This window comes from Streptomyces sp. NRRL S-378 (assembly GCF_000720645.1).
Lineage (GTDB): Bacteria > Actinomycetota > Actinomycetes > Streptomycetales > Streptomycetaceae > Streptomyces.
Genome location: NZ_JOBX01000002.1, coordinates 241,285 through 261,083, shown reverse-complemented (window position 1 = coordinate 261,083; position 19,799 = coordinate 241,285). Strand labels below are relative to the sequence as shown.

The 19,799-nt window shown below is 73.8% G+C and carries 19 protein-coding genes and 1 pseudogene; 6 read left to right on the top strand and 14 right to left on the bottom strand.

Annotated elements, in window-relative coordinates; genetic code table 11:
* The first annotated feature begins 54 nt into the window (after positions 1-54).
* Together IH80_RS0103015 and IH80_RS0103010 are read left to right on the top strand one after the other, a co-directional pair.
* Entirely contained in the window at positions 55-594 is a 540-nt protein-coding gene (locus IH80_RS0103015) for a sigma-70 family RNA polymerase sigma factor (protein ID WP_030957433.1), read from the top strand.
* Positions 595-822: 228 nt separating this feature from the next.
* The gene (locus IH80_RS0103010) at positions 823-1,287 is read left to right on the top strand and encodes a hypothetical protein (protein WP_051808726.1); all 465 of its coding nucleotides are present in this window, start codon (positions 823-825) and stop codon (positions 1,285-1,287) included.
* Positions 1,288-1,302: 15 nt separating this feature from the next.
* Here IH80_RS0103010 and IH80_RS0103005 read toward each other — a convergent pair whose 3' ends face one another.
* The 5 genes from IH80_RS0103005 to IH80_RS43495 all read right to left on the bottom strand — a co-directional run bounded on the left by IH80_RS0103005 (position 1,303) and on the right by IH80_RS43495 (position 7,255).
* Positions 1,303-1,689 carry a hypothetical protein gene (locus IH80_RS0103005; RefSeq protein WP_030957429.1) on the bottom strand — a complete coding sequence of 129 codons (387 nt, stop codon included), beginning with the start codon at positions 1,687-1,689 and terminating at the stop codon, positions 1,303-1,305.
* 26 nt (positions 1,690-1,715) lie between these two features.
* A complete protein-coding gene (locus tag IH80_RS0103000) occupies positions 1,716-2,576 on the bottom strand; it encodes an Fpg/Nei family DNA glycosylase (RefSeq protein WP_030957428.1) in 861 nt (286 codons plus the stop codon).
* 20 nt (positions 2,577-2,596) lie between these two features.
* Complete coding sequence (locus IH80_RS0102995; protein WP_030957427.1) at positions 2,597-3,850, bottom strand: hypothetical protein; 1,254 nt, start codon at positions 3,848-3,850, stop codon at positions 2,597-2,599.
* A 74-nt stretch (positions 3,851-3,924) separates the two neighbouring features.
* Positions 3,925-5,988: a SpoIIE family protein phosphatase gene (locus IH80_RS0102990; protein ID WP_030957425.1), complete on the bottom strand. Its 2,064-nt coding sequence runs from the start codon at positions 5,986-5,988 to the stop codon at positions 3,925-3,927.
* Positions 5,989-5,995: 7 nt separating this feature from the next.
* Positions 5,996-7,255: a DUF6777 domain-containing protein gene (locus IH80_RS43495; protein ID WP_051808706.1), complete on the bottom strand. Its 1,260-nt coding sequence runs from the start codon at positions 7,253-7,255 to the stop codon at positions 5,996-5,998.
* Positions 7,256-7,521: 266 nt separating this feature from the next.
* On the opposite strand from IH80_RS43495, the gene IH80_RS0102980 reads away from it, so the two are divergent.
* On the top strand, positions 7,522-8,961 hold the full coding sequence (locus tag IH80_RS0102980; protein WP_030957422.1) for a lipase maturation factor family protein: 1,440 nt from the start codon (positions 7,522-7,524) through the stop codon (positions 8,959-8,961).
* Here the strand turns inward: IH80_RS0102980 and IH80_RS0102975 are convergent.
* On the bottom strand, positions 8,947-9,930 hold the full coding sequence (locus tag IH80_RS0102975) for an NAD-dependent epimerase/dehydratase family protein (RefSeq protein ID WP_030957421.1): 984 nt from the start codon (positions 9,928-9,930) through the stop codon (positions 8,947-8,949). The two genes, IH80_RS0102980 and IH80_RS0102975, sit on opposite strands and share 15 nt — an antisense overlap.
* A gap of 179 nt (positions 9,931-10,109) precedes the next feature.
* The gene (locus IH80_RS44520) at positions 10,110-10,283 is read right to left on the bottom strand and encodes a hypothetical protein (RefSeq protein ID WP_158943263.1); all 174 of its coding nucleotides are present in this window, start codon (positions 10,281-10,283) and stop codon (positions 10,110-10,112) included.
* 341 nt (positions 10,284-10,624) lie between these two features.
* On the opposite strand from IH80_RS44520, the gene IH80_RS0102965 reads away from it, so the two are divergent.
* Positions 10,625-11,068 carry a hypothetical protein gene (locus IH80_RS0102965; protein ID WP_234432096.1) on the top strand — a complete coding sequence of 148 codons (444 nt, stop codon included), beginning with the start codon at positions 10,625-10,627 and terminating at the stop codon, positions 11,066-11,068.
* A 17-nt stretch (positions 11,069-11,085) separates the two neighbouring features.
* Here the strand turns inward: IH80_RS0102965 and IH80_RS0102960 are convergent, their stop codons facing one another.
* Complete coding sequence (locus tag IH80_RS0102960) at positions 11,086-12,573, bottom strand: SDR family NAD(P)-dependent oxidoreductase (RefSeq protein ID WP_030957418.1); 1,488 nt, start codon at positions 12,571-12,573, stop codon at positions 11,086-11,088.
* A 291-nt stretch (positions 12,574-12,864) separates the two neighbouring features.
* Between IH80_RS0102960 and IH80_RS45250 the strand changes: the two are divergent.
* Positions 12,865-13,599, top strand: a pseudogene (locus IH80_RS45250) (DMT family transporter); the annotation flags it as partial.
* Between the two features lie 174 nt (positions 13,600-13,773).
* Here the strand turns inward: IH80_RS45250 and IH80_RS0102945 are convergent.
* Positions 13,774-15,087, bottom strand: coding sequence for a transglycosylase family protein (locus tag IH80_RS0102945; protein ID WP_030957413.1), 1,314 nt, complete (start codon positions 15,085-15,087; stop codon positions 13,774-13,776).
* A 184-nt stretch (positions 15,088-15,271) separates the two neighbouring features.
* On the opposite strand from IH80_RS0102945, the gene gndA reads away from it, so the two are divergent.
* On the top strand, positions 15,272-16,717 hold the full coding sequence (gndA, locus tag IH80_RS0102940; RefSeq protein WP_030957411.1) for an NADP-dependent phosphogluconate dehydrogenase: 1,446 nt from the start codon (positions 15,272-15,274) through the stop codon (positions 16,715-16,717).
* A gap of 237 nt (positions 16,718-16,954) precedes the next feature.
* Here the strand turns inward: gndA and IH80_RS0102935 are convergent, their stop codons facing one another.
* The 5 genes from IH80_RS0102935 to IH80_RS0102915 all read right to left on the bottom strand — a co-directional run bounded on the left by IH80_RS0102935 (position 16,955) and on the right by IH80_RS0102915 (position 19,734).
* Entirely contained in the window at positions 16,955-17,599 is a 645-nt protein-coding gene (locus tag IH80_RS0102935; RefSeq protein WP_030957409.1) for an aspartate/glutamate racemase family protein, read from the bottom strand.
* Positions 17,593-17,952, bottom strand: coding sequence for a GNAT family N-acetyltransferase (locus IH80_RS0102930; protein WP_030957408.1), 360 nt, complete (start codon positions 17,950-17,952; stop codon positions 17,593-17,595). Before IH80_RS0102930 ends, IH80_RS0102935 begins: the two co-directional genes overlap by 7 nt.
* 21 nt (positions 17,953-17,973) lie before the next feature.
* Positions 17,974-18,396 (bottom strand): aspartate 1-decarboxylase, encoded by a 423-nt coding sequence (gene panD / locus IH80_RS0102925; protein WP_030957407.1) that lies wholly within the window; start codon positions 18,394-18,396, stop codon positions 17,974-17,976.
* Between the two features lie 116 nt (positions 18,397-18,512).
* Positions 18,513-19,103: an EcsC family protein gene (locus IH80_RS0102920; protein ID WP_234432101.1), complete on the bottom strand. Its 591-nt coding sequence runs from the start codon at positions 19,101-19,103 to the stop codon at positions 18,513-18,515.
* 49 nt (positions 19,104-19,152) lie between these two features.
* Positions 19,153-19,734, bottom strand: a complete 582-nt coding sequence (locus IH80_RS0102915; RefSeq protein ID WP_030957404.1) for a TetR/AcrR family transcriptional regulator — start codon at positions 19,732-19,734, stop codon at positions 19,153-19,155.
* Between the last annotated feature and the right edge of the window lie 65 nt (positions 19,735-19,799).

The window sequence follows — 19,799 nt, the reverse complement described above, 5'->3', positions numbered from 1 at the left end:
GTGGACGGGGCACCGCCCTCATGGACCCCCCGCGCACCCCGGAAGGAGCCACACGTGCCGCTCTCCCCCACCCTCCCGCGTACGGATCCCGAGGCGCTGGCCGAACTCCAGCGCGACCACGGGCGGGCCCTGTTCGGATTCCTGGTCGGCCTCACCGCCGGTGACGCCCAGCGCGCGGAGGACCTCGTGCAGGAGACCCTCGTACGGGTCTGGCAGCACCCGGAGGCCCTGGCCAGCGGGCACGACTCCATGCGGCCCTGGCTGTTCACCGTGGCCCGGCGGCTCGCGATCGACGCCCGGCGGGCCCGGCTGTCACGGCCGCTGGAGGTGGACCCCGAGGGGCTGGAGCAGGCACCCGCGCCCGAGGACGCGGTGGCCGGGTCGGTCACGGCGATCGACGTACGGCGGGCCGTGGGATCCCTGGGGCAGGAGCACCGCGAGGTGCTGCTCCAGGTCTACTTCCGCGACCGGTCGGTGGCGGAGGCCGCCGCCGAGCTCGGCATCCCGGCGGGAACCGTCAAGTCCCGCACGTACTACGCCCTTCGCGCCCTGAGGAAGGGCCTCCAGGGCTACGGCTACGGCCTCGGCGCCTGAAACCCCCACCCGGGAAGGGGTCCCGGAACGGCGTGAAGGGATGCGGACCGGACAAAAAGCGCATCGAATTCGACATAAGACCGTCCAAGTTGAGTAAACATCCCCCGCGCCGTCAGTCGCTCGGTGAAGGCTCGGGGCTGACGACGGGACGCTCGACGCGCGGGAGAAGGTGGAACGGTGCAGCCCGAGGGTACGAACGGCACCAGTGACGGTGGGCTCGCGGTGCCCATGGCCTGGCTCTACGCCGAGTACATCGCCGACGAACTGCTGCGCACGGGCCGGCTGATCCCGGTCAGCACGCTGGAGTTCCGGGCGGGACGGGACACGCTCGCCCTGACCATCTACCTCTCCGACGCGGCCGGCGAGCTCTCCGGGATCCGCGTGGTCTCACAGCTCGACGAGTGGCTGTCGCTGACGGCGTACGGCCACCCCTGGCGCGACTGGGTGCACACCCGCTTCCTCGACCTGGGCGAGGCGGCCCGGGAGAGCGGCAGCGGCGAGGACCCCGACCTGGAACTGGCCCGGGCGGCATGGCGCTGGCTGGACGGGACCGAACTGTTCGCGACCAATCTCGACCCGGGGCGGCACGGCCACACCGACACCCCTCCGGAACTGGACGAGAACGCGCGCGTGTGGACCCCGGCCTGGCAGCTCGGGCTGCCTCTGGGCCACCTGGCGATGCACCTGTTCTGACCGGCGGCGCAGCCGCTACCCGGACCGGTCGGCCGGATCCATCACCAGGCCCGTGAAATCGGCCTCGTTGCGCTCCGCCCGGCGGACGTACCACCGGGCGATCAGCCACATCACCGGATACACCAGCAGCCCCAGCACCAGCCAGACGAGCGGCCCCGATCGGGCCCGGGGCAGCGCGAACACCAGGGGCAGTGTCCCGACCAGACAGGCCAGCGCGGCCAGCGCCCCGAGGCCCGCGCGCAGCTGGCTGCGCATGAGGGCCCGTACGTAGGTGGCCCCGAGGCTGGTCTGCTCGGAGATCTCCGAACGGGCCGGGGTGTGGGCGGGCGCCCGGCGGCGGGCGCCCCGGGGCACCCCGGTGACGACCTCGCGCCGGGGCGGCGACTGCTGCTCCTCGGGCATGGTGCCGGAGTCTACGCAGCGCTCCGCTATTTGAGGAGGCGCGAGAGCCGCCGGTCGGCGAGCGGCTTCCCGCCGGTCTGGCAGGTGGGGCAGTACTCCAGCGAGGAGTCGGCGAAGGACACCGAGCGGATCGTGTCCCCGCACACCGGGCACGGCTCGCCGGCCCGGCCGTGCACGCGCAGGCCGCTCTTCTTCTCGGCCTTGAGCTTCCCGGCTGTGACGCCGTGCGCCCGGCCGACCGCTTCGCGCAAGGTGTCCCGGACCGCGGCGTGCAGCTGAGTGATCTGCTCCTCGCCGAAGGAGGAGGCGAGCTTGAACGGCGACACGCGGGCGGCGTGGAGGATCTCGTCGCTGTAGGCGTTGCCGATCCCCGCGATCACGCTCTGGTCCCGCAGGACCCCCTTGATCTGACGCCGCTCCCCCGCGAGCAGCGCGGCGAAGGCGTCCCGGTCGAAGCCGTCGGCGAGCGGATCGGGGCCCAGCCGGGCGATGCCGGGTACCTCCTGCGGGTCGCGGACCACGTACACGGCGAGCCGCTTCTGGGTCCCGGCCTCGGTGAGGTCGAAACCGCCGCCGCCGTCGAGGGAGACCCGCAGGGCCAGCGGCCCCTTGCCGGGCCGCGGCGGCTGCGCGGGCAGGGAGTCCTGCCAGCGCAGCCAGCCGGCCCGGGCCAGGTGGGTGACGAGGTGGAGTTCGCCGATCCCCAGGTCGAGGAACTTCCCGTGGCGGGCGACGGCCCCGGCCGGCCGGCCTTCGAGGGCGGTCAGCGGCGGATCGTACGTCTTGAGCACACTCACCGCGAGCGGGAGGACGCGGTCGACCACCCGCCCGGTGAGGTGCTCGTCGAGGTACTCGCGCAGGGCCTCGACCTCGGGCAGCTCCGGCATGGTCCCAGCCTGCCGCCGCCTCAGGCGAAGCGCGAGCTGGGCACGGGGCCGGGCGAGGCGACGCGGTCCCGGGGGCCCGCGAGCCAGCCGGGCGCGACGCCGGCCACGAAGGCGCGGAACGCCTCGTCCGGATCGGGCGGGGCCGCTCCGTCGCCGCCGTCCGGGGCGGGGTCCGCCGTGGCGATGTCCCGGGCGATCTCCTCCTCGGACCGGTCGTCGTCCTGCCAGGGCGGGGCGACGAACTGGCACAGCAGCGTGCTGAAGTCGGCGCTCACCGCCGGCGGGTCGGTCCAGCAGGTGGCGTGCTCGGACAGGATCTGGCCGTCGGTGCGGACGTGCAGCGTGCGGACGAGGTCCGGGTCGCTCCGATTCAGGTCGTAGGCGACGACGAGGGTGTCGGTGCGGCCGGGCTCGTACGGTACGGCGGGCAGCTCCAGCACCGCGGCGGCGGCGAGGCCGAGGATCCGGTCGGACCGGCCCGGCAGCAGCGAGACGCTCGCCGGGCGGCGCCCGGCGGCCTCCAGGGCGATCCCGAGGCGGGCCAGGCCGTGGCGGCACTGCGCGAGGGTGTCCCCCAGGTAGGCGTACCGGCCGGTCATCCCGGCGTCCCAGCCGTACGGGGACAGGGTGCCGAGCAGCCCACCGGTGAGGCCGTGGTGCCAGCCGCGCAGGTCGGCCGGGCCGAGCGGGTCGGGGTGGCCGGCGCCGCGCTGGGCGTGGCGGGCCCGGCCGCTGCGCCGGACCTGGTGTGCCTGGCGGTCCCGGGCGGGCGCCCACTGCGGGTCCTCGGGCGCGGGGAGACCGGACAGCAGCGACTCGGCGGTGTCCAGGTCCCCGGCGAAGAGGGTGTTGTGCACGAGGAGGTAGGTCTCGGGCCAGGCGGGCAGCCGGTCACCGCGGCCGGCCAGCAGCGCGGCGGCCTCGGCGTGCCGGCGCTCGTCCTCCAGGGCGGCGACCAGTTCGGTGAGGAGCGTGCGCGAGTCGGGGAGCAGCCCGAGCGCCTCGCGCAGCGGTGCGACGGCGAGGAAGGGGATGCCGCGCTCGACGCAGGCGTACCCGAAGTCGTAGAGGGCCTGTGGTTCGCGGGGCTGCTCGGCGGCCGTGCGGGCGGCGTCGGACAGGTCGGTGAACCCGGCCTTGTCGGCCAGAGCCCCGGTGGCCCGGGCGAGTTCGGTGATCGGTGCCGTCTCGGCGTGCGGTCGCAGGGACCGGACCGCTCCGGGCAGATCGTCCTGCTGCAGCAGACGGCGCACTTCGTCCATGGTGTCGGTCATCGCCACCGATCCTCACGGACCGCCGGCGCCCGCCGCAACGGAGTTTTCCCGGGCCCGGCGGCCCGGCGCGGCCCTCAGCCCATGACGAACTCGCACCAGACGCATTTGCCGCTGCCGCGCGGTTCCACGCCCCAAACGTCCGCCAGCCGGTCCACGAGCATCAGGCCGCGGCCCGACACCCCCGAATCGCCCGCCTCGCGCCGGCGCGGGAGCGCGCTGGAGCGGTCGGCGACCTCCACGCGCAGCCGGCGTTCGTGGCCCGCCAGGATGCGCAGGGTCACGATGGCCGGGCCGTCCGTGTGCATGAGCGCGTTCACGATCAGCTCGTCCGCGACCAGCTCGATCTCGTCGGCCCGTTCCCGCGCGCCCCAGGCGCGCACCGCCGCGCCGATCATGTGGCGGGCGGCCACCAGGGCCTCCGGGTCGCCCGGTGCCACGTGCTGCTGCAGCCGGCCACCGCCGGGCGGGGCGGGGGCGGGGCGGCGGCGCAGCAGCAGGAGGGCCATGTCGTCGTTGCCGCCGCGCTCGGTGGCGATCTCGCACAGCCGGTCGGCGAGGAGCTGCAGGTCTGCGGGGCCGCTGCGGATGTGGGAGGTCAGCAGGTGCATTCCGTCGTCGAGGTCGGACCCGGGGTGTTCGACCAGGCCGTCCGTGCACAGCAGGAGCGTTTCTCCCGGATCCAGTTCCACGGTGGTCACCGGGTACTCGAGCCGGCCGAACTCCGCCGAGAGGCCGAGCGGCATGCCGCCGCCCACCGGGAGCCGGTGGCAGTCCCCGTCGCGGGTGCGCAGCAGGGGGTCGATGTGGCCGGCGCGGACCACCTGGAGCACTCCGGTGGACAGGTCGGCCTCCACGTACGTGCAGGTCGCGAAGCGGTCGGTGTCCAGCTCGTGCAGGAAGACGGAGGCCCGGGCCATGACGGTGCCGGGCGAGTGTCCTTCGGCGGCGTACGCGCGCAGGACGATGCGCAGCTGGCCCATGACAGCGGCCGCGTGGGTGTCGTGGCCCTGGACGTCGCCGATGACCGCGCCGACCCGGCCGCCGGGCAGCGGGATGACGTCGTACCAGTCTCCGCCGATGTCCTGGCCCATGCGGGCGGAGCGGTACCGTACGGCGATCTCCCCGCCGGGGACGGCGGGAATCCGCCGGGGCAGCATGGCCTGCTGGAGGCCTTCGGCCAGGTCGTGTTCCTGCTCCAGCAGCATGGCCCGCTGGAGGCTCTGGGCGATGCTGCTGCCGAGGGCGACGAGCAGGTTGCGCTCCTCCTGGGTGAAGCCGTCCTTGTCCTGGTAGAGCAGCCCGATGGCGCCGATGGGGCGGGCCTGGGCGATGAGCGGCAGGTAGGCGGCCGCCGAGATCCGCATGTACGAGATCTTCGCCCAGAGCGCCGGGTAGCCCTGGGCGAACTCCTCCGCCGAGTCGAGGAAGCGCGGCTGGAGGGAGCGGACCACCTCGCTCATCGGGTACTGCTCGTCGATGCGGGTGTAGCGGGTCCCGGGGACGAAGCTGCCGTCCGGGCCCTCGGCCACCAGGTGGATCCGCCCGGCTTCGACCAGGCCCATCACCATCCCCATGGAGCCCAGCCGCTCCAGCCCGTGGGCGTCGCCGAGCGCGTCGATGACGTCCTGGACGGTCCGGGCGTGCGCGAGGGCGGCGGTGGTGGACTCGACCACCGAGGTCTGCCGGCGCCGTTCCTCGTCGAGCCCGAGCCGTTCCGCCGAGTGGCTGAGTTCCTCGGTGGCGTCCCGGACGATGCCGATGATCCGATGGGGGCGCCCGTCCCCGCCGCGCATGACGCGGCCCTGGGTGTGCGTCCAGCGCAGCCGCCCGTCCCGGCAGCGGATGCGGAAGTAGGCGCCGTAGCTGTCGACCTCGCTCTTGAGTGCGGAGGAGACCATGGCGTCGAGCCGGGCCGACTCGGCCGGCGGGACGCGCGGGGAGAGGGACTCGGGCCGGCCGCGGTATTCCTCGGGGGTCATGTCGAAGACGTCGAGAGCGGCTTCGTCCATGTGCATGAGACCGGTGACCAGGTCCCAGTCGAAACTTCCCATGCGGTTGAGCGAGAGCGACCGGTCCGGGTGTGCGGGCCAGTCGTCCGGCAGCGATACGGTGGTCGGCACCGGTCCACCATGACACACGGGCCGGTCAGGCGCTCTCCAGCGGGTAGTCCTGGTCGGCGGTCGGCTGGAGGTCCGGGTCGACGTAGGGGTCGGCGGAGGGATCCGTGTACGGGTCGGCGTACGGATCCGTGGAGGGGTCCGCGTAGGGATCGGCGTACGGGTCCTGGGGATCGCCGGGCTGCGTCGTCGATCCGTCGGGGTACGGGGGGAGCGCCGGGTCCACGGGGTCCTGGGTCAGCGGGTCGGACGGGACGTCCGACGGCGGCCGTTTCTGGGGCTGCTGCGGCTGCCGGGGCCGGGTGGAGGGGTTCAGCGGCGCTGCGGGGCTCTGCGGCTGGTTCGCCCCCGGTGAGCTCTGCGGGGCCGCCTGGTCCGACGGGTCCGGGGTGCAGCCCGCCTGCCCGGCTCCGGGGGTGCTCGGGCAGGGCGCTGCGGAGGCGGCGCCGGAGGGCGTGGCCGGGCCGCTCGGGATGCCGTCGGCCGGGTCGTAGGGGGGCGGGGCCTGCGGGGACCGGTCCTGGGCCCCGTCGTCACCGCGCTTGCGCTCGATCCAGGTGTTGTCCGCGATGTTGACGATCACCAGATTGTTCATCACGTGGGTGGTGGGTTCGATGACGACGACCTGGTTGGGCTGGTAGCCGTTCCACGGGTCGCCCTTGTGCACCGGGCTCCCCTTGGCCGAGCGCGGGGAGCCGAGCGGGTTGCCGCAGCCGCACCTGACCCGTGGCATGCCGTGGTCGTCGACGAGGACGGCGGTGCCCGCCTGGAGGACCGACTGGTAGCCGTCGGCACGGCCGCCGCGGAAACCGTGGTTGGTGACGCGGGTGTCGGCGCGCAGCACCACGGGGGTGAGACCGCGCAGGAAGTCGGGGATCCTGGCCTCTTCGATCCCGGACGCCTCGGCGAAGGCGCGGGCCTTGGCGCTGTCGTCCGTCAGGTACTGCACCTGCTGTTCCACGTCGCAGCTGCCGAGCCGCTGGGTGCCGCCGTAGAGGCCGGGGGTGGCCGCGTTGACCGTGCGGATGCCCTGCCCGGTGGGGTTGGGCAGCGGGGGCTGGACGGGTGCCGACTCGCCGGTGGCCGAGGAGACGGTGAAGGGGTCGGGGCCGGCGCTGGCCACCGGCTGGAGGTAGACCTCCTGGCTCTCGGGCCCGGCCGCGCTGGTCGGCTCCTCGTGCCCGCCGCAGGCCGCGGCGAACAGGCCGAGCAGGGCGAAGAGGGCGGCCCCGGCCGGTGCCTGACGACGCGACGCCTGACGAGGTGTCGGAAGTGACGGTCCGTTCACGAATTTCTCCCTTTTCGCCCCGATTGCTCCCTCTTGTCTGCCGCATCCGCGCGGAAGCCGCAACCGGAGGGCCCCCTCGAACGCACCCGAGGGGCCGCACGGACCCGACCAGCGGATCGAACGCGTTCAAGACATCGGTCCGCCGGGACCGGTCCGTCACACCGGTTCGCCGGTACGGTCCGCCGGGACCGGGTCACCCGACCGGTCCGCCGCCCGCGCACACCGGCCGGTGTCGGTGTCGGCCGGGCGGCCGGATACTGGAGGTGATGGACTGGTTCACGGCGCCCGGGTACTGGCTCGCCCGGCTGGTCTTCCAGCGGGCCCTGGCCGGCGTCTACCTCGTGGCCTTCATCGGGGCAGCCCTGCAGTTCCGGGCCCTGATCGGGGCGCACGGCATGCTGCCCGTGCCGCGCTACGTACGGTACGTGCCCTTCCGGCGCGCCCCGAGCCTGTTCCAACTGCGCTACTCGGACCGCCTCTTCGCGGGCTGCGCCTGGACCGGGGCCGCGCTGGCGGCGGCCCTGGCCGCCGGAGCCGGGGACGAGGTGCCACTGGCCGCGGCCATGGCGATGTGGGCCGCCCTCTGGCTGCTCTACCTCTCCATCGTGAACGTCGGCCAGACCTGGTACTCCTTCGGCTGGGAGTCACTGCTGCTGGAGGCCGGTTTCCTGGCGGTCTTCCTCGGCAACGCCCGGACCGGGCCGCCCGTACTCGTGCTGTGGCTGCTGCGCTGGCTGCTGTTCCGCGTCGAGTTCGGGGCCGGGCTGATCAAGATGCGCGGGGACCCCTGCTGGCGCAAGCTCACCTGTCTCTACTTCCACCACGAGACGCAGCCGATGGCGGGGCCGCTCAGCTGGTTCTTCCACCACCTGCCGAAGCCGCTGCACCGGGTGGAGTGTGCCGCCAACCACGTGACGCAACTGGTCGTCCCGGTGCTCCTGTTCACCCCGCAGCCGGTGGCCTCGTACGCCGCCGGGGCCGTCGTCGCGACCCAGCTGTGGCTCGTGCTGTCGGGCAACTTCGCCTGGCTGAACTGGCTGACGATCACCCTTGCCGTGTCGGCGGTGGACTTCACCGGACTCACCGGCCCGCCCCCGGCCGCCGCCTCGCAGGAGGCGCCCCTGGGGTTCGTGGTCCTGGTGTGCGCGGTGACCGCCCTGGTCCTGTTCCTCAGCCGCCACCCGGTGCTCAACATGATCTCGCGCCGCCAGGTGATGAACCGCTCCTTCGACGCCCTGCACCTGGTCAACACCTACGGGGCCTTCGGCTCGGTCGGCCGGGTCCGCATGGAGGTGGCGGTGGAGGGCACCGCGGACCGCGTGCCGCGCGAGAACGGCGACTGGAAGGAGTACGGCTTCAAGGGCAAACCGGGCGATCCACACAGGCTGCCGCGGCAGTTCGCCCCGTACCACCTGCGGCTGGACTGGCTGATGTGGTTCGCGGCGATCTCCCCCGGCTACGCGCGCGACTGGTTCGGGCCGTTCGTGGAGCGGCTGCTGGCGGGCGACCGGGACACGCTGCGGCTGCTGCGCCACAACCCGTTCCCGGACGCCCCGCCCGTCCACGTCCGCGCCCTGCTCTACCGCTACCGGTTCACCACCTGGCAGGAGCTGCGCGCGACCGGCGACTGGTGGCACCGCACGCTGGTGCGCGAGTACCTCCCGCCGACCCGGCTCGCGGACGCCCGGCTGTCAGAGCCCGAGTAGCGCGGCCTCCCGCTCGGCGTCCAGTCCGGGGGCGGGCCGGTCCGACCGCTGCGGAGCCAGGCCGCCGAGGGTGCGCAGCCAGCCCCAGGTGTCGGCGACGGTCTCCGCCACGGGGCGGCACCGCAGGCCGGCCTCCAGGGCCCTGGTCACGTCCCCGCCGAACATGTGGTCGTACGATTCGTCCTCGGGGAGCCAGACCGGCAGCTCGGTCCAGGGCTGGACGCCGGCCGCCAGGATGGCCGCCGGGTCGGTCCAGCGCAGTTCGGCGCCACCGCCGGTGACCGCGGCGCAGGCGTCGAGGAGCGTGCCCATGGTGGCGTGCCCGACCGGGGCGACCAGGTTGTACGGGCCGCCGAGACCGGCCTCGGCGGCGTCCAGGGTCCAGCGCGCGAGATCGCGTACGTCGATGTACTGGATCGGGAGGTCCCGCGGGCCGGGGGCGAGCACCGGACCGCCGCGCGCGATGCGGTTCAGCCACCACGGCAGCCGGCCGACGTTCTCGTAGGGGCCGAGGATCAGTCCGGCGCGGACCAGCAGGGCCCGGTCGGCGAAGGCATCCAGCGCGGCGAGTTCGCCGCCCCTCTTGTCCTCGGCGTAGGCGGTCGAGGCGGCGTCCGCGGAGCCGTCGACGAGGAGGCCGTCCTCCGCCTGCCCGGCGGGGGCCGGGTAGGCGTACACCGAGCGGCTGGAGACGTACGCGTACCTCCCGGCCCGGCCGCTCAGCAGGCGGGCGCTGTCGCGCACGGCCCTGGGGGCGCCGCCCCAGGTGTCGACGACGAGGTCCCACCGATCCTCGGCGAGGGCGGCCAGGCCCCCGGGAGCGGTGCGGTCCCCGTGCAGGGCGCGCGTGCCCGGCGGAGGCGCGTGGCGGCCGCGGTGGAAGACGGTCACCTCCCAGCCCCGGGCGAGGGCGTCCTCGGTGATCGCGCGTCCGACGAATTCGGTTCCACCCAGCATCAGCAGCTTCATGGGGACCACCCTGGACCGGCGGGCCGGGCCGCGGAAGCGGTGATCGCTCTGGGCGATGACGCTCAGGGCGTAGCGGGGCGGTGCGCGGCCGGGCGGGGCAGCGCCCCCGGTGCGGGTGGACACATGGGGGCGCTTGTCACCGCGTCGCGGGTCGGCGCGACGGTCCGCGGACCAGCGGCCTAGTCGATGCCGGGCAGGATGTGGGCCTCCGCCAGGTCGTCCTCGTACCCGGCCAGCCGGATCGGGGCGGAGCGCGCCCAGACCTCGAGGCTTCCGAGTTCGTCGGACCGCGTCTTGACACGCGATCCCGTCCGCTCCATCAACTTCGGTTCGGGCTTCGTCTTTTCAGTCACCGCGCACTCCTCTGTGTCGCGTAACCCGGCAGGCTGACCGCAGGCCGGGCAAGGGATCAAGGGTTCCGGACGCGGTGGCGCCTTGGTGGAGCGCGGCCCGGATGAGGGCCGTCTTGATGCCCCAGGGTACACATATGAGCGGACCTCCGCTCGATAGGAAGGCAAAATCCGCTGCGCCCTCTCAGTTTCGCCACGAGTTCAGCAAGTCGTCGGCCGACGGGTAGGTCGGGGGTGGTGTGCTCGGACCCGGAATGCGGGAGGCGCGAGGCAGGGGGTCGGCGATGTCGAGGTCCGGGGTGCCGGAGGCCGAAGTTCCGTGCTTCACCAGTGTGGTTGAGCTGATGGACCTGTTGCGTGCCAGCCTCGACGACCGCGCCCTGCGGACCGCGGCGCTGCTCCGGCGCTCCCGTCCGGCCGACAAGGAACTGCAGCTCGCGGGCCTGCTCCAGGACGTCGGCAGGATGCTCCGTCCGGGTGACGGAGCGCGACACGCCGTACTCGGAGCGCACGCACTGCGCCCCCTGCTGGGCGACCGGGTGGCCCGGCTCGTCCGGGCGGCCGGGGCGGCCGGCGGTTCGTTCGGGCCGGGAGGCGGCCCGGACGACGCCGAGGCGGTGGCCACCCTGCGCGGGGCCCGCGAGGCGGCGGGGGCCTGCGGCCCGGACGCGGGCGTGCTGGAGGACTGGCGGCCGCTGCTGGAGCTGGTCGCGGCCGGGTCCTGCCGGGCCGCGAACGCGATCGACCCCCTCGGTCCGCCGAGGGGGTCGATCGCGCGTACGGGGTAGGCCGGGGGCCGCCGGGGCTACCAGTTCGCCGGGGCGTAGTCCTTCAGGAAGACACCGAACAGGTCCTCGCCGGCCTCGCCGCGCACGATCGGGTCGTAGACCCGGGCCGCGCCGTCGACCAGGTCGAGCGGGGCGTGGAAGCCCTCCTCCGCGAGGCGCAGCTTGTCGAAGTGCGGACGCTCGTCGGTGATCCAGCCGGTGTCGACGGACGTCATCAGGATGCGGTCGGTCTGGAACATCTCCTGCCCGCTGGTCCGCGTCACCATGTTCATCGCGGCCTTGGCGGCGTTGGTGTTCGGGTGCCCCGCGCCCTTGTAGCCACGGCTGAAGACGCCCTCCATCGCCGAGACGTTGACGACGTACGCCCGCCCGCTGGACGCCTTCCGGGCCGCTGCCGCCATGGCCGGCCGGAGCGCGCTGATCAGGATGAACGGCGACGTGTAGTTGCACAGCTGGGTTTCCAGCAGCTCCACCGGGGAGATCTGGTCGATGGTCTGCACCCAGGTGTTGCTCTCGACGACGTCGGGCAGCAGACCGCCCGCGTCGATCGCGGTGCCGGCGAGGTGCCGCTCCAGGCTGGCGTTGCCCGCGACCAGGGCGAGGTCCGCGACCTTCTGCGCCTCGAGGCCGCTCACCCCGACGGGCAGCGCGGACAGGCCGTCGACCGCGCCGGAGTTGAAGGCGCCGATGACGTGGTGGGCGGGGAGCTCACCGGCGGGCAGCGGGGCGGACTCCCCCTCGACCAGCGCCGCGTAGGCGGTGGGCAGGCGGCGCACGGTCTGCGTCGCGTTGTTGATCAGGATGTCGAGCGGACCGGCCTCGGCCACCTGGTCGGCGAGCGCCACGGCCTGGGCCGGGTCGCGCAGGTCGATGCCGACGACCTCCAGGCGGTGCATCCAGTCCGCCGAGTCCTCCATCGCCTTGAAGCGGCGGATGGCGTCCTTGGGAAAGCGGGTGGTGATCGTGGTGTGGGCGCCGTCGCGCAGCAGCCGCAGCGCGATGTACATGCCGATCTTGGCGCGGCCGCCGGTGAGCAGCGCGCGCTTGCCGGCGAGGTCGGCGCGGGCCTCGCGCCTGGCCCGGTTCTCGACCGCGCACGGAGGGCAGAGCTGGTGGTAGAAGTAGTCGACCTCGACGTACCGCGTCTTGCAGACGTAGCAGGAGCGCGGGCGCTGGAGTATCCCGGCGATCCGGCCGGCCTCGGTGACCGAGGAGGGCAGGATGCCCTCGGTCTCGTCGTCGATGCGTTCTGCCGAGCCGGTCGCGGTCGCCTCGGTGACGGCCTTGTCGTTGGCCGTCTTGGCGGCGCGGCGCTCCTGGCGGCGGCGCTGCTTGACCGTGCGGTAGACGCCCGCGGTGGCGCGGCGCACGGCGATGGCGTCCGGGTGGTCCACGTCGATCTTGTCGAGCTCGGCGAGCACGTCCAGGCAGAGCGCCAGCCGTTCGGGGTCGATGCCCGGTCCGTAGGCCTGCACCTGGTCGTGGCTGTCTTCGGTCACCGTCATGGCCGCTGCCGTTCCTTGATCACTCGTCCGCATCCGCCTGCTGCGGAGGTCCTCAAAAGGGAAACTGTACGGATCGCACGCGCCCCGAGCCAAACCCGTGTTCCGGAAGCTCACACACCGCGAACGGGCCGTCACCGTACGGGTCCGGGCCGGACCGGCGGGGGCCCGGCAGGGGTGGCGCTGCGCTGGCGGAAGGGCCACGCTGCGTACTCCCGTACTACGTCGGGAGTACGACTCGTGACCACCCGTGGGCGGAGGAATAGCGCAGGTGGGTCCGGCATTGTGGACCTTATGAGTGCACTGGCGCTGTCGGTCCTGCTCTGCCTCGTGTCCGCCGTGGCGTACGCGGGTGGCGCGATCGTCCAGGAGAGGGTCGCGGCGAGCACGCCGGACCGGCGGTACGCACCGCTGCGCCGGGCCGGCTGGTGGGTGGCGGTCGGGCTGAACGGCCTCGGTGCGCTGCTGCACGTGGTGGCGCTCGCCTACGGACCGCTGAGCCTGGTCCAGCCGCTCGGCGCGCTCACCATCGTCTTCGCGCTGCCGATGGCGGCCGTCCTGGTGCGGCGCCGGGCGGGCGCGGCGGCCTGGCGCGGGGCCGTGCTCGCCACGGTCGGACTCGCCGGCCTGCTGGCGCTGACCGGCGGGAACGGGCGGAGGGAGCAGACGCTGGCGGGCGACGAACGGAGCCTGCTGCTCGTGGTGACCGCGGCCGCGGTGGCGGCGCTGTTCCTTGCGGCGCACCGGATGCACCGGGTGGTGCTGCACAGCGTCCTGCTGGCCGCCGCGGCCGGTACGGCCTTCGGCATGGCCTCGGTGTTCACCAAGTCGGTGGCCGAGACCGTCGGGTCGGGTGCGCCGGCCGGCATGTGGCCGGACCTGGCGGCGGTCGCGGTGCTGGCGTCGGGCGGGCTGCTGCTGTCCCAGGCGGCCTACCGGGGCGCCGGGCTGACCGCGCCGCTGGCCACGGTGACCGTGGTCAATCCGGTGGTCGCGGCGACGGTCGGCATCATGCTGTTCGACGAGGGCTTCCGCCACGGGGCGGCGGGCACGGCGGCGGCGCTGGCCAGCGCCGTGCTGGCGGCGGCCGGCCTGGTCCTGCTCACGGCCGTGCCGCCGCACGTGCGGGGGTCAGAGCACCTTGCCGGGGCAGAGCACGTCCCCGGGTCGGCCCGCGCCCCCGGGTCGGCCCGCGTCCCCGGGTCAGATGCGGACCCCGTGGCCCCGCAGGTACTTCAGGGGGTCGATGTCGGACCCGTAGCCGGGGCCCGTGCGGATCTCGAAGTGCAGGTGCGGGCCGGTGCTGTTGCCGGTCGAGCCGGACCGGCCGATCCGCTGGCCGCCGGAGACCTGCTGGCCGGACTTCACGCCGAGGGCCGAGAGGTGGGCGTACTGGGAGTACCGGCCGTCGGTGTGCCGGATGACGACCTGGTAGCCGTAGGCGCCGGCCCAGCCGGCGGAGACGACCTGGCCGGGCCCGACGGACTTGACGGTGGTGCCGGTGGCCACGGGGAAGTCGACGCCCGTGTGGTAGCCGCTGGACCAGGAGGATCCCGAGACGCGGTAGGCGGTGCCCAGGGCGCCGTCGACGGGAGCGGAGAAGCCGCCCGCGGCGGGCTTCTGCTGCGCTGAGGCGGGCTGGGTGTCGGGCTTCGCCGCAGGCTTCTCGGCGGGCTTCTCGGCCGGTTTCGGGGCCTGCTTCGGCGCCTCCTTCGGCGCCTCCTTCTCCACGGGCTTCGGCGCGGGCTGCTCCGCCGGCTTCTGCGCGGCGGGCTCCCCGGGCTTGACCGGGTCGGCCGTCCGCGGCGGCTTCTCCGGGTTCTGGACGGGCGGGGCCGACGGGGCGGTGGTGACCCGCATCGTGAGCCGCTGCCCTGGGAAGATCAGGTTCGGGTTGTCGCCCACGACGGCCCGGTTGGTCTCGTAGAGCGCCTGCCAGCCGCCCTCGACATGCTGCTCGGTGGCGATCGCGGAGAGCGAGTCGCCGGGCGCGACGACGTACGGGCTGGGCAGGACTGAGGTTCCGGTCGGGCGGGGCGTGGTGCCCTGCGCCGAGACCGTCCGCACCTCCGGCGCCCGCAGCTGCGAAGCCGCCTCGGGCTGTGCGGGCACCTGCGCGGCGAGGGCCGGCGCCGGGCCGCCGCGGGTGAGTCCGGCCCCCTTGCCGCAGTGGGGCCAGGCACCGGGCCCCTGCCCCTTGAGGACCTTCTCGGCGACCGCGATCTGCTGCTCCTTGGTGGCCAGGTCGGCGCGCGGGGCGTAGGTGGTGCCGCCGAAGGCCCGCCAGGTGCTCTGACTGAACTGGAGTCCGCCGTAATAGCCGTTGCCGGTGTTGATGCGCCAGTTGTTGGTCGACTCGCACGCGGCGACCTTGTTCCACGTGTCCACGGAGGCGGCGTCGGCCACTCCGGCGCCCATGAAGGGGAGCGCGATGCCGGCTCCTCCCGCGGTGACGGCCAGCGAGGCCCGGTTGATGCTGCTCGGCTGATACCGGCGGTGCCGGCCCCGTACGCCCATGGGAGCCCCCCATTCGAGACATCAGGAATCGCACAACGTAACGTCGGGATCATTGCACGGCAAGGGAGCAACGGGGCGCTCTTCAGCGGAACTTGACAATCCCTCGACGGGCCGCGGCGCCGCGGGACCGACGGCGGGGTAGCGTCGGCACAGCCCGCACACCGAAGCACGCAGGAGCGCACAGATGAGCACCAGCACGGCCCAGATCGGCGTCACCGGCCTCGCAGTCATGGGCAGCAACCTGGCCCGCAACTTCGCCCGCAACGGATTCACCGTGGCCGTCCACAACCGCACCGCCGCCAGGACGACGGCGCTGGTGGAGGAGTTCGGCCACGAGGGCGCGTTCGTGGCCGCCGAGTCGGCCAAGGAGTTCGTCGACGCGCTGGAGCGCCCCCGGCGCATCGTCATCATGGTGAAGGCCGGGGAGCCCACCGACGCCGTGATCCGCGAGTTCGCCCCGCTCCTGGAGGAGGGCGACGTCATCATCGACGGCGGGAACGCCCACTTCGAGGACACCCGCCGCCGCGAGCGCGAACTGCGCGAGCAGGGCATCCACTTCGTGGGCGTGGGCATCTCCGGCGGCGAGGAGGGGGCACTGCTCGGCCCGAGCATCATGCCGGGCGGTTCGCAGGAGTCGTACGCCTCGCTCGGCCCGCTGCTGGAGAAGATCGCGGCGAAGGCCGCCGACGGCACGCCGTGCACCTCCCACGTGGGTCCCGACGGCGCCGGACACTTCGTCAAGATGGTCCACAACGGCATCGAGTACGCCGACATGCAGCTCATCGCCGAGGCCTACCACCTGCTGCGCGAGGTCGCCGGCTACTCCCCCGTGAAGATCGCGGACACCTTCCGGGCCTGGAACCGGGGACGCCTGGACTCCTACCTGATCGAGATCACGGCGGAGGTGCTGGCCCACACGGACGCCGCGACCGGGCTCCCCTTCGTCGACGTCGTGACCGACGCGGCCGAGCAGAAGGGCACCGGACGCTGGACCGTGCAGATCGCCCTGGACCTCGGGGTCCCGGTGTCGGGGATCGCCGAGGCGGTGTTCGCCCGCGCCGTCTCGGGCCACGCGGACCTGCGTACGGCCGCTCGCGGACTCGCGGGCCCGGCGCCGGCGGCGCTGTCGCCGGAGGCGGCGGACGCGTTCGCCGCGCAGGTGGAGGAGGCGCTGTACGCGTCGAAGATCGTCTCGTACACGCAGGGGTTCCACCAGATCCGGGCCGGCAGCGAGGAGTACGGCTGGAACGTGGACCTGGGCGCCGTGGCTTCCCTGTGGCGCGGCGGCTGCATCATCCGGGCGGCGTTCCTCGACCGGATCCGCGCAGCCTATGACGCGCGGCCCGACCTGCCGAGCCTGCTGGCGGACGAGCGTTTCGCCGAGGAGATCGGGGCGGCGCAGGAGGGCTGGCGGTCCGTGATCGCGGCGGCGGTGGGCGCCGGCATTCCGGTGCCGGCCTTCGCGGCGTCACTGGCCTATTACGACGCGCTGCGCGCGGAGCGGCTCCCGGCGGCCCTCACCCAGGGCCAGCGGGACTTCTTCGGGGCGCACACCTACCGGCGGACCGACCGTGAGGGCTCCTTCCACACGCTCTGGAGCGGCGACCGCTCCGAGGTCCGCACGGACTGACTCCTACGCCCGGCTCCAGGGCCCGGGCTGGGGAATCGGCGCGGGTCCCGGCGGCGGGGGTACCGGGTCCGGCTCCGGGACGGGGCCGGGGACGGGCGGCACGGGGCGCGGGATCGGCTCGGGGTCCGGGAACGGGGTGGGCGCCGGCGTCGGATCGGGCTCGGGGGCCGGCGGCTGCGTGTCTTCGAGGTTTCGCACCATATACGGCACTTTCCCGCGAACGCGGCGCGTACGCCCCTACGGCGCGGCCGTCAGGGCGAGCGCGGCGGCCAGGCCCGGCGCGGGGCCGGCCAGCACCGGGATCGCGGTCGTGGTCAGTGCGGCCGCGCCCGCCATGGAGGCCTGGGCCAGGACGATGACGTCGGCGCCGGTCACGGCGTCGGCGGCCTCGGCGACCCGGGAGAGGTAGCGGGCGGTGTCGCCCGCCTCGAAGCTCGCCCAGGCTCCGGCGACGAGGTGTGTGGTGACCGACGCCGGGAGCCCGTGCCCGTCGGCCTCCTCGGCGATCAGCTCCGTGGTCGGGGCGAGCGTCGATCGGAGGGAGGCCAGGACGGCGATGCGCGGGCCGGTGCGCACGGCGGCGGCCGCCATCGGCCGGTCCACGCGCAGCACCGGGGTGCCGAGGGCCGGAGCCAGGGCTTCCGCGGTCGCCCCGATGGTGGAGCAGGTGACCAGCACCGGGGCCGGCCCGGCTCCGGCCAGCAGCTCCAGCAGGGCCGGGGCGACGGACTGAGGCCCGTGCGCACGGGCCCGGTCCAGCAGCTCCGGTACCACCAGGTGCCGCAGGGCGGCCCCGGGGTGGTGCCGGTCGCGCAGCGCGTCGAAGACGGGGACGTGCGCGGGCGAGGTGTGCAGCAGGGTCAGGCCGCGGGTCGTCACCACAGGTCGGAGTCGGCGGCCAGCTGCGCCTTCGCCGCCGCGACCACCTCGGCGGGCGGCACGGGCGCCTCGTCGGCGTGTTTGGCTGCCCAGCTCGCCGCGTACGGGCAGAGCGGGACCACGGGCACGCCTTCGGCCTCGGCGAGCCCGTAGAACGTCCTGACCAGCCCTCCGGCGATGCCCCGGCCCTCGTGGCCCGGCTCGACGATGGTGTGCACCGCCACGAGGGCGTGGGGCGGCCCGGCGAGCACGAAGTAGGCGATGTACCCGACGGCCGTCCCGTCCTCGACGGCGAGCAGCCGCCCGGCCCTGCGCTCGTCGCGGTACTCGATCGGCGTCTTCGTGCTCTCGGGCATGGACCCCGGCTCCTTGTCGACTCAGCGGACGGCCACGGCGTGGGGGCTGCGCTCCTGATCCGTCCCCGGTACCGGTGCGGAGGGATCGGCGCCCAGTTCGATGATCCGGTTGTCGGCGTCGACGTGCACGACGCGGGGCTTCAGCGCCCGGGCCTCCGCGTCCTCGACCTGCGCGTAGCTGATGAGGATGACGAGGTCCCCGGGGTGCACCAGGTGCGCGGCGGCCCCGTTGATCCCGATCACGCCGGTTCCGCGCTCGCCCTCGATGACGTAGGTCTCCAGCCGCGCGCCGTTGCTGATGTCCACGATGTGGACGAGCTCCCCGGGGAGCAGGTCGGCGGCGTCCAGCAGATCGGCGTCGACGGTCACGGAGCCGACATAGTGCAGGTCGGCCTGGGTGACGGTGGCCCGGTGGATCTTGGACTTGAACATGGTGCGCATCATGGCGATACTCCCGAAATATCCGCTCCCTGCCCACGTTCCGCGGGTCAAGGGCTGTCCCGGGCACCTTACAACCCCGCCTCCCGCTCCGGCGGGCCTCCCGGGTCTTTCGGTCGGCATCACGCGTCGCCGCCGGCGTCGGCCCGGTCGGTGGTCAGGGCGGCTGGGAGCGGCAGGCCGTACTTGTCGCACAGGAAGCGGGTCTGGCAGTACCGCTGGGCGTCGGCGGCCACTCGGCCGAGGACCGCCGAGTTCAGGCCGGCGCCTATGAGGACGCCCACGAAGGGCACGACCTTGGCGACGTTCTGGACCGGCACCCTGGAGCCGGCCGGGCCCAGTTGCTGCATCAGTTTCTCCAGGGCGGCCAGGAGGCGGTGGTCGTGGCGCAGCTTCTCCGACCACCGCACGCGCCCCTTGACCGCGCTCGCCGCGCGTGCGGTCTCGCGCAGCGGCTCGGCCTTGGCCGCCTGCGCCACGAAGGAGCGGCGGACCAGGCGTTGGATGAAGAGCTGCTCGTCGGGGTCCTTGGCGTCGTAGCCGTAGGAGTACGCGATGCGCGCCGCGATCGACGCGCTCAGGACCTGGATGACGAGGATGTCCGCCGTCATCGCGACCGGGATGCCGGCGACGGGCACCATGGCCAGCAGGCCCATGGTGCCGCCTTCGACGGCGCCCGCGGTGCGCCACGTGAGGGTGTTGCGGGAGAGCAGCCGGTCGCAGACCGCCGGAGGATCGTGGTGGCAGCCCGTCGCGGCCGGGTCAGGCGGAGGTGCGCAGCCCCGTCAGGAGCCGGTCGAGTGCCTGTTCCGCGCCCTGCGGGTCTCCGCCCCGCGCGATCCAGAGTGCGGCCTCGTTCATCGCCCCGGAGAGCAGCCGGGCCAGCGGCTCCACCGGCTGGTCGGCGATGATCCCGGCTGCGGCGAGCGCCGACAGGGCCTCGGCGAGGTGCCGGGCGGAGGCCTCCTCGTCCAGGGTCCGCCACTCGTCCCAGCCCAGCACCGTCGGCGCGTCGACCAGCAGGATCTGCCGGACGGCCGGGTCGGTCCCCGCGGCGAGGAAGGCCCGGCAGCCGGCCCGGAGTTGTTCCCAGAGGTCCTCGTGCCGCTCGGCGGTGGTCGCGACCCGGTCGCCGAGCTCCTGCTGGACCTGGGCGACGACGGCCCGGAAGAGCCCGGCCTTGCTGTCGAAGTGGTGGTAGGCGGCCCCCTTGGTGACCCCGGCCGCCCGGGCCACCTCGGCCAGCACCACGTGGTGGTAGCCGTCGGCGGCGAACCGCCGCCGCCCTTCGGCCAGCAGCGCCTGCCGCGTGGCCGCCCGCTGTTCCGCCCGGTTGACCGCCATGGTGCGTACCGCCCTTCCCGTTTCGCATACCCGAGGTATGCTAACGCCCCCAGCTCACATACCCT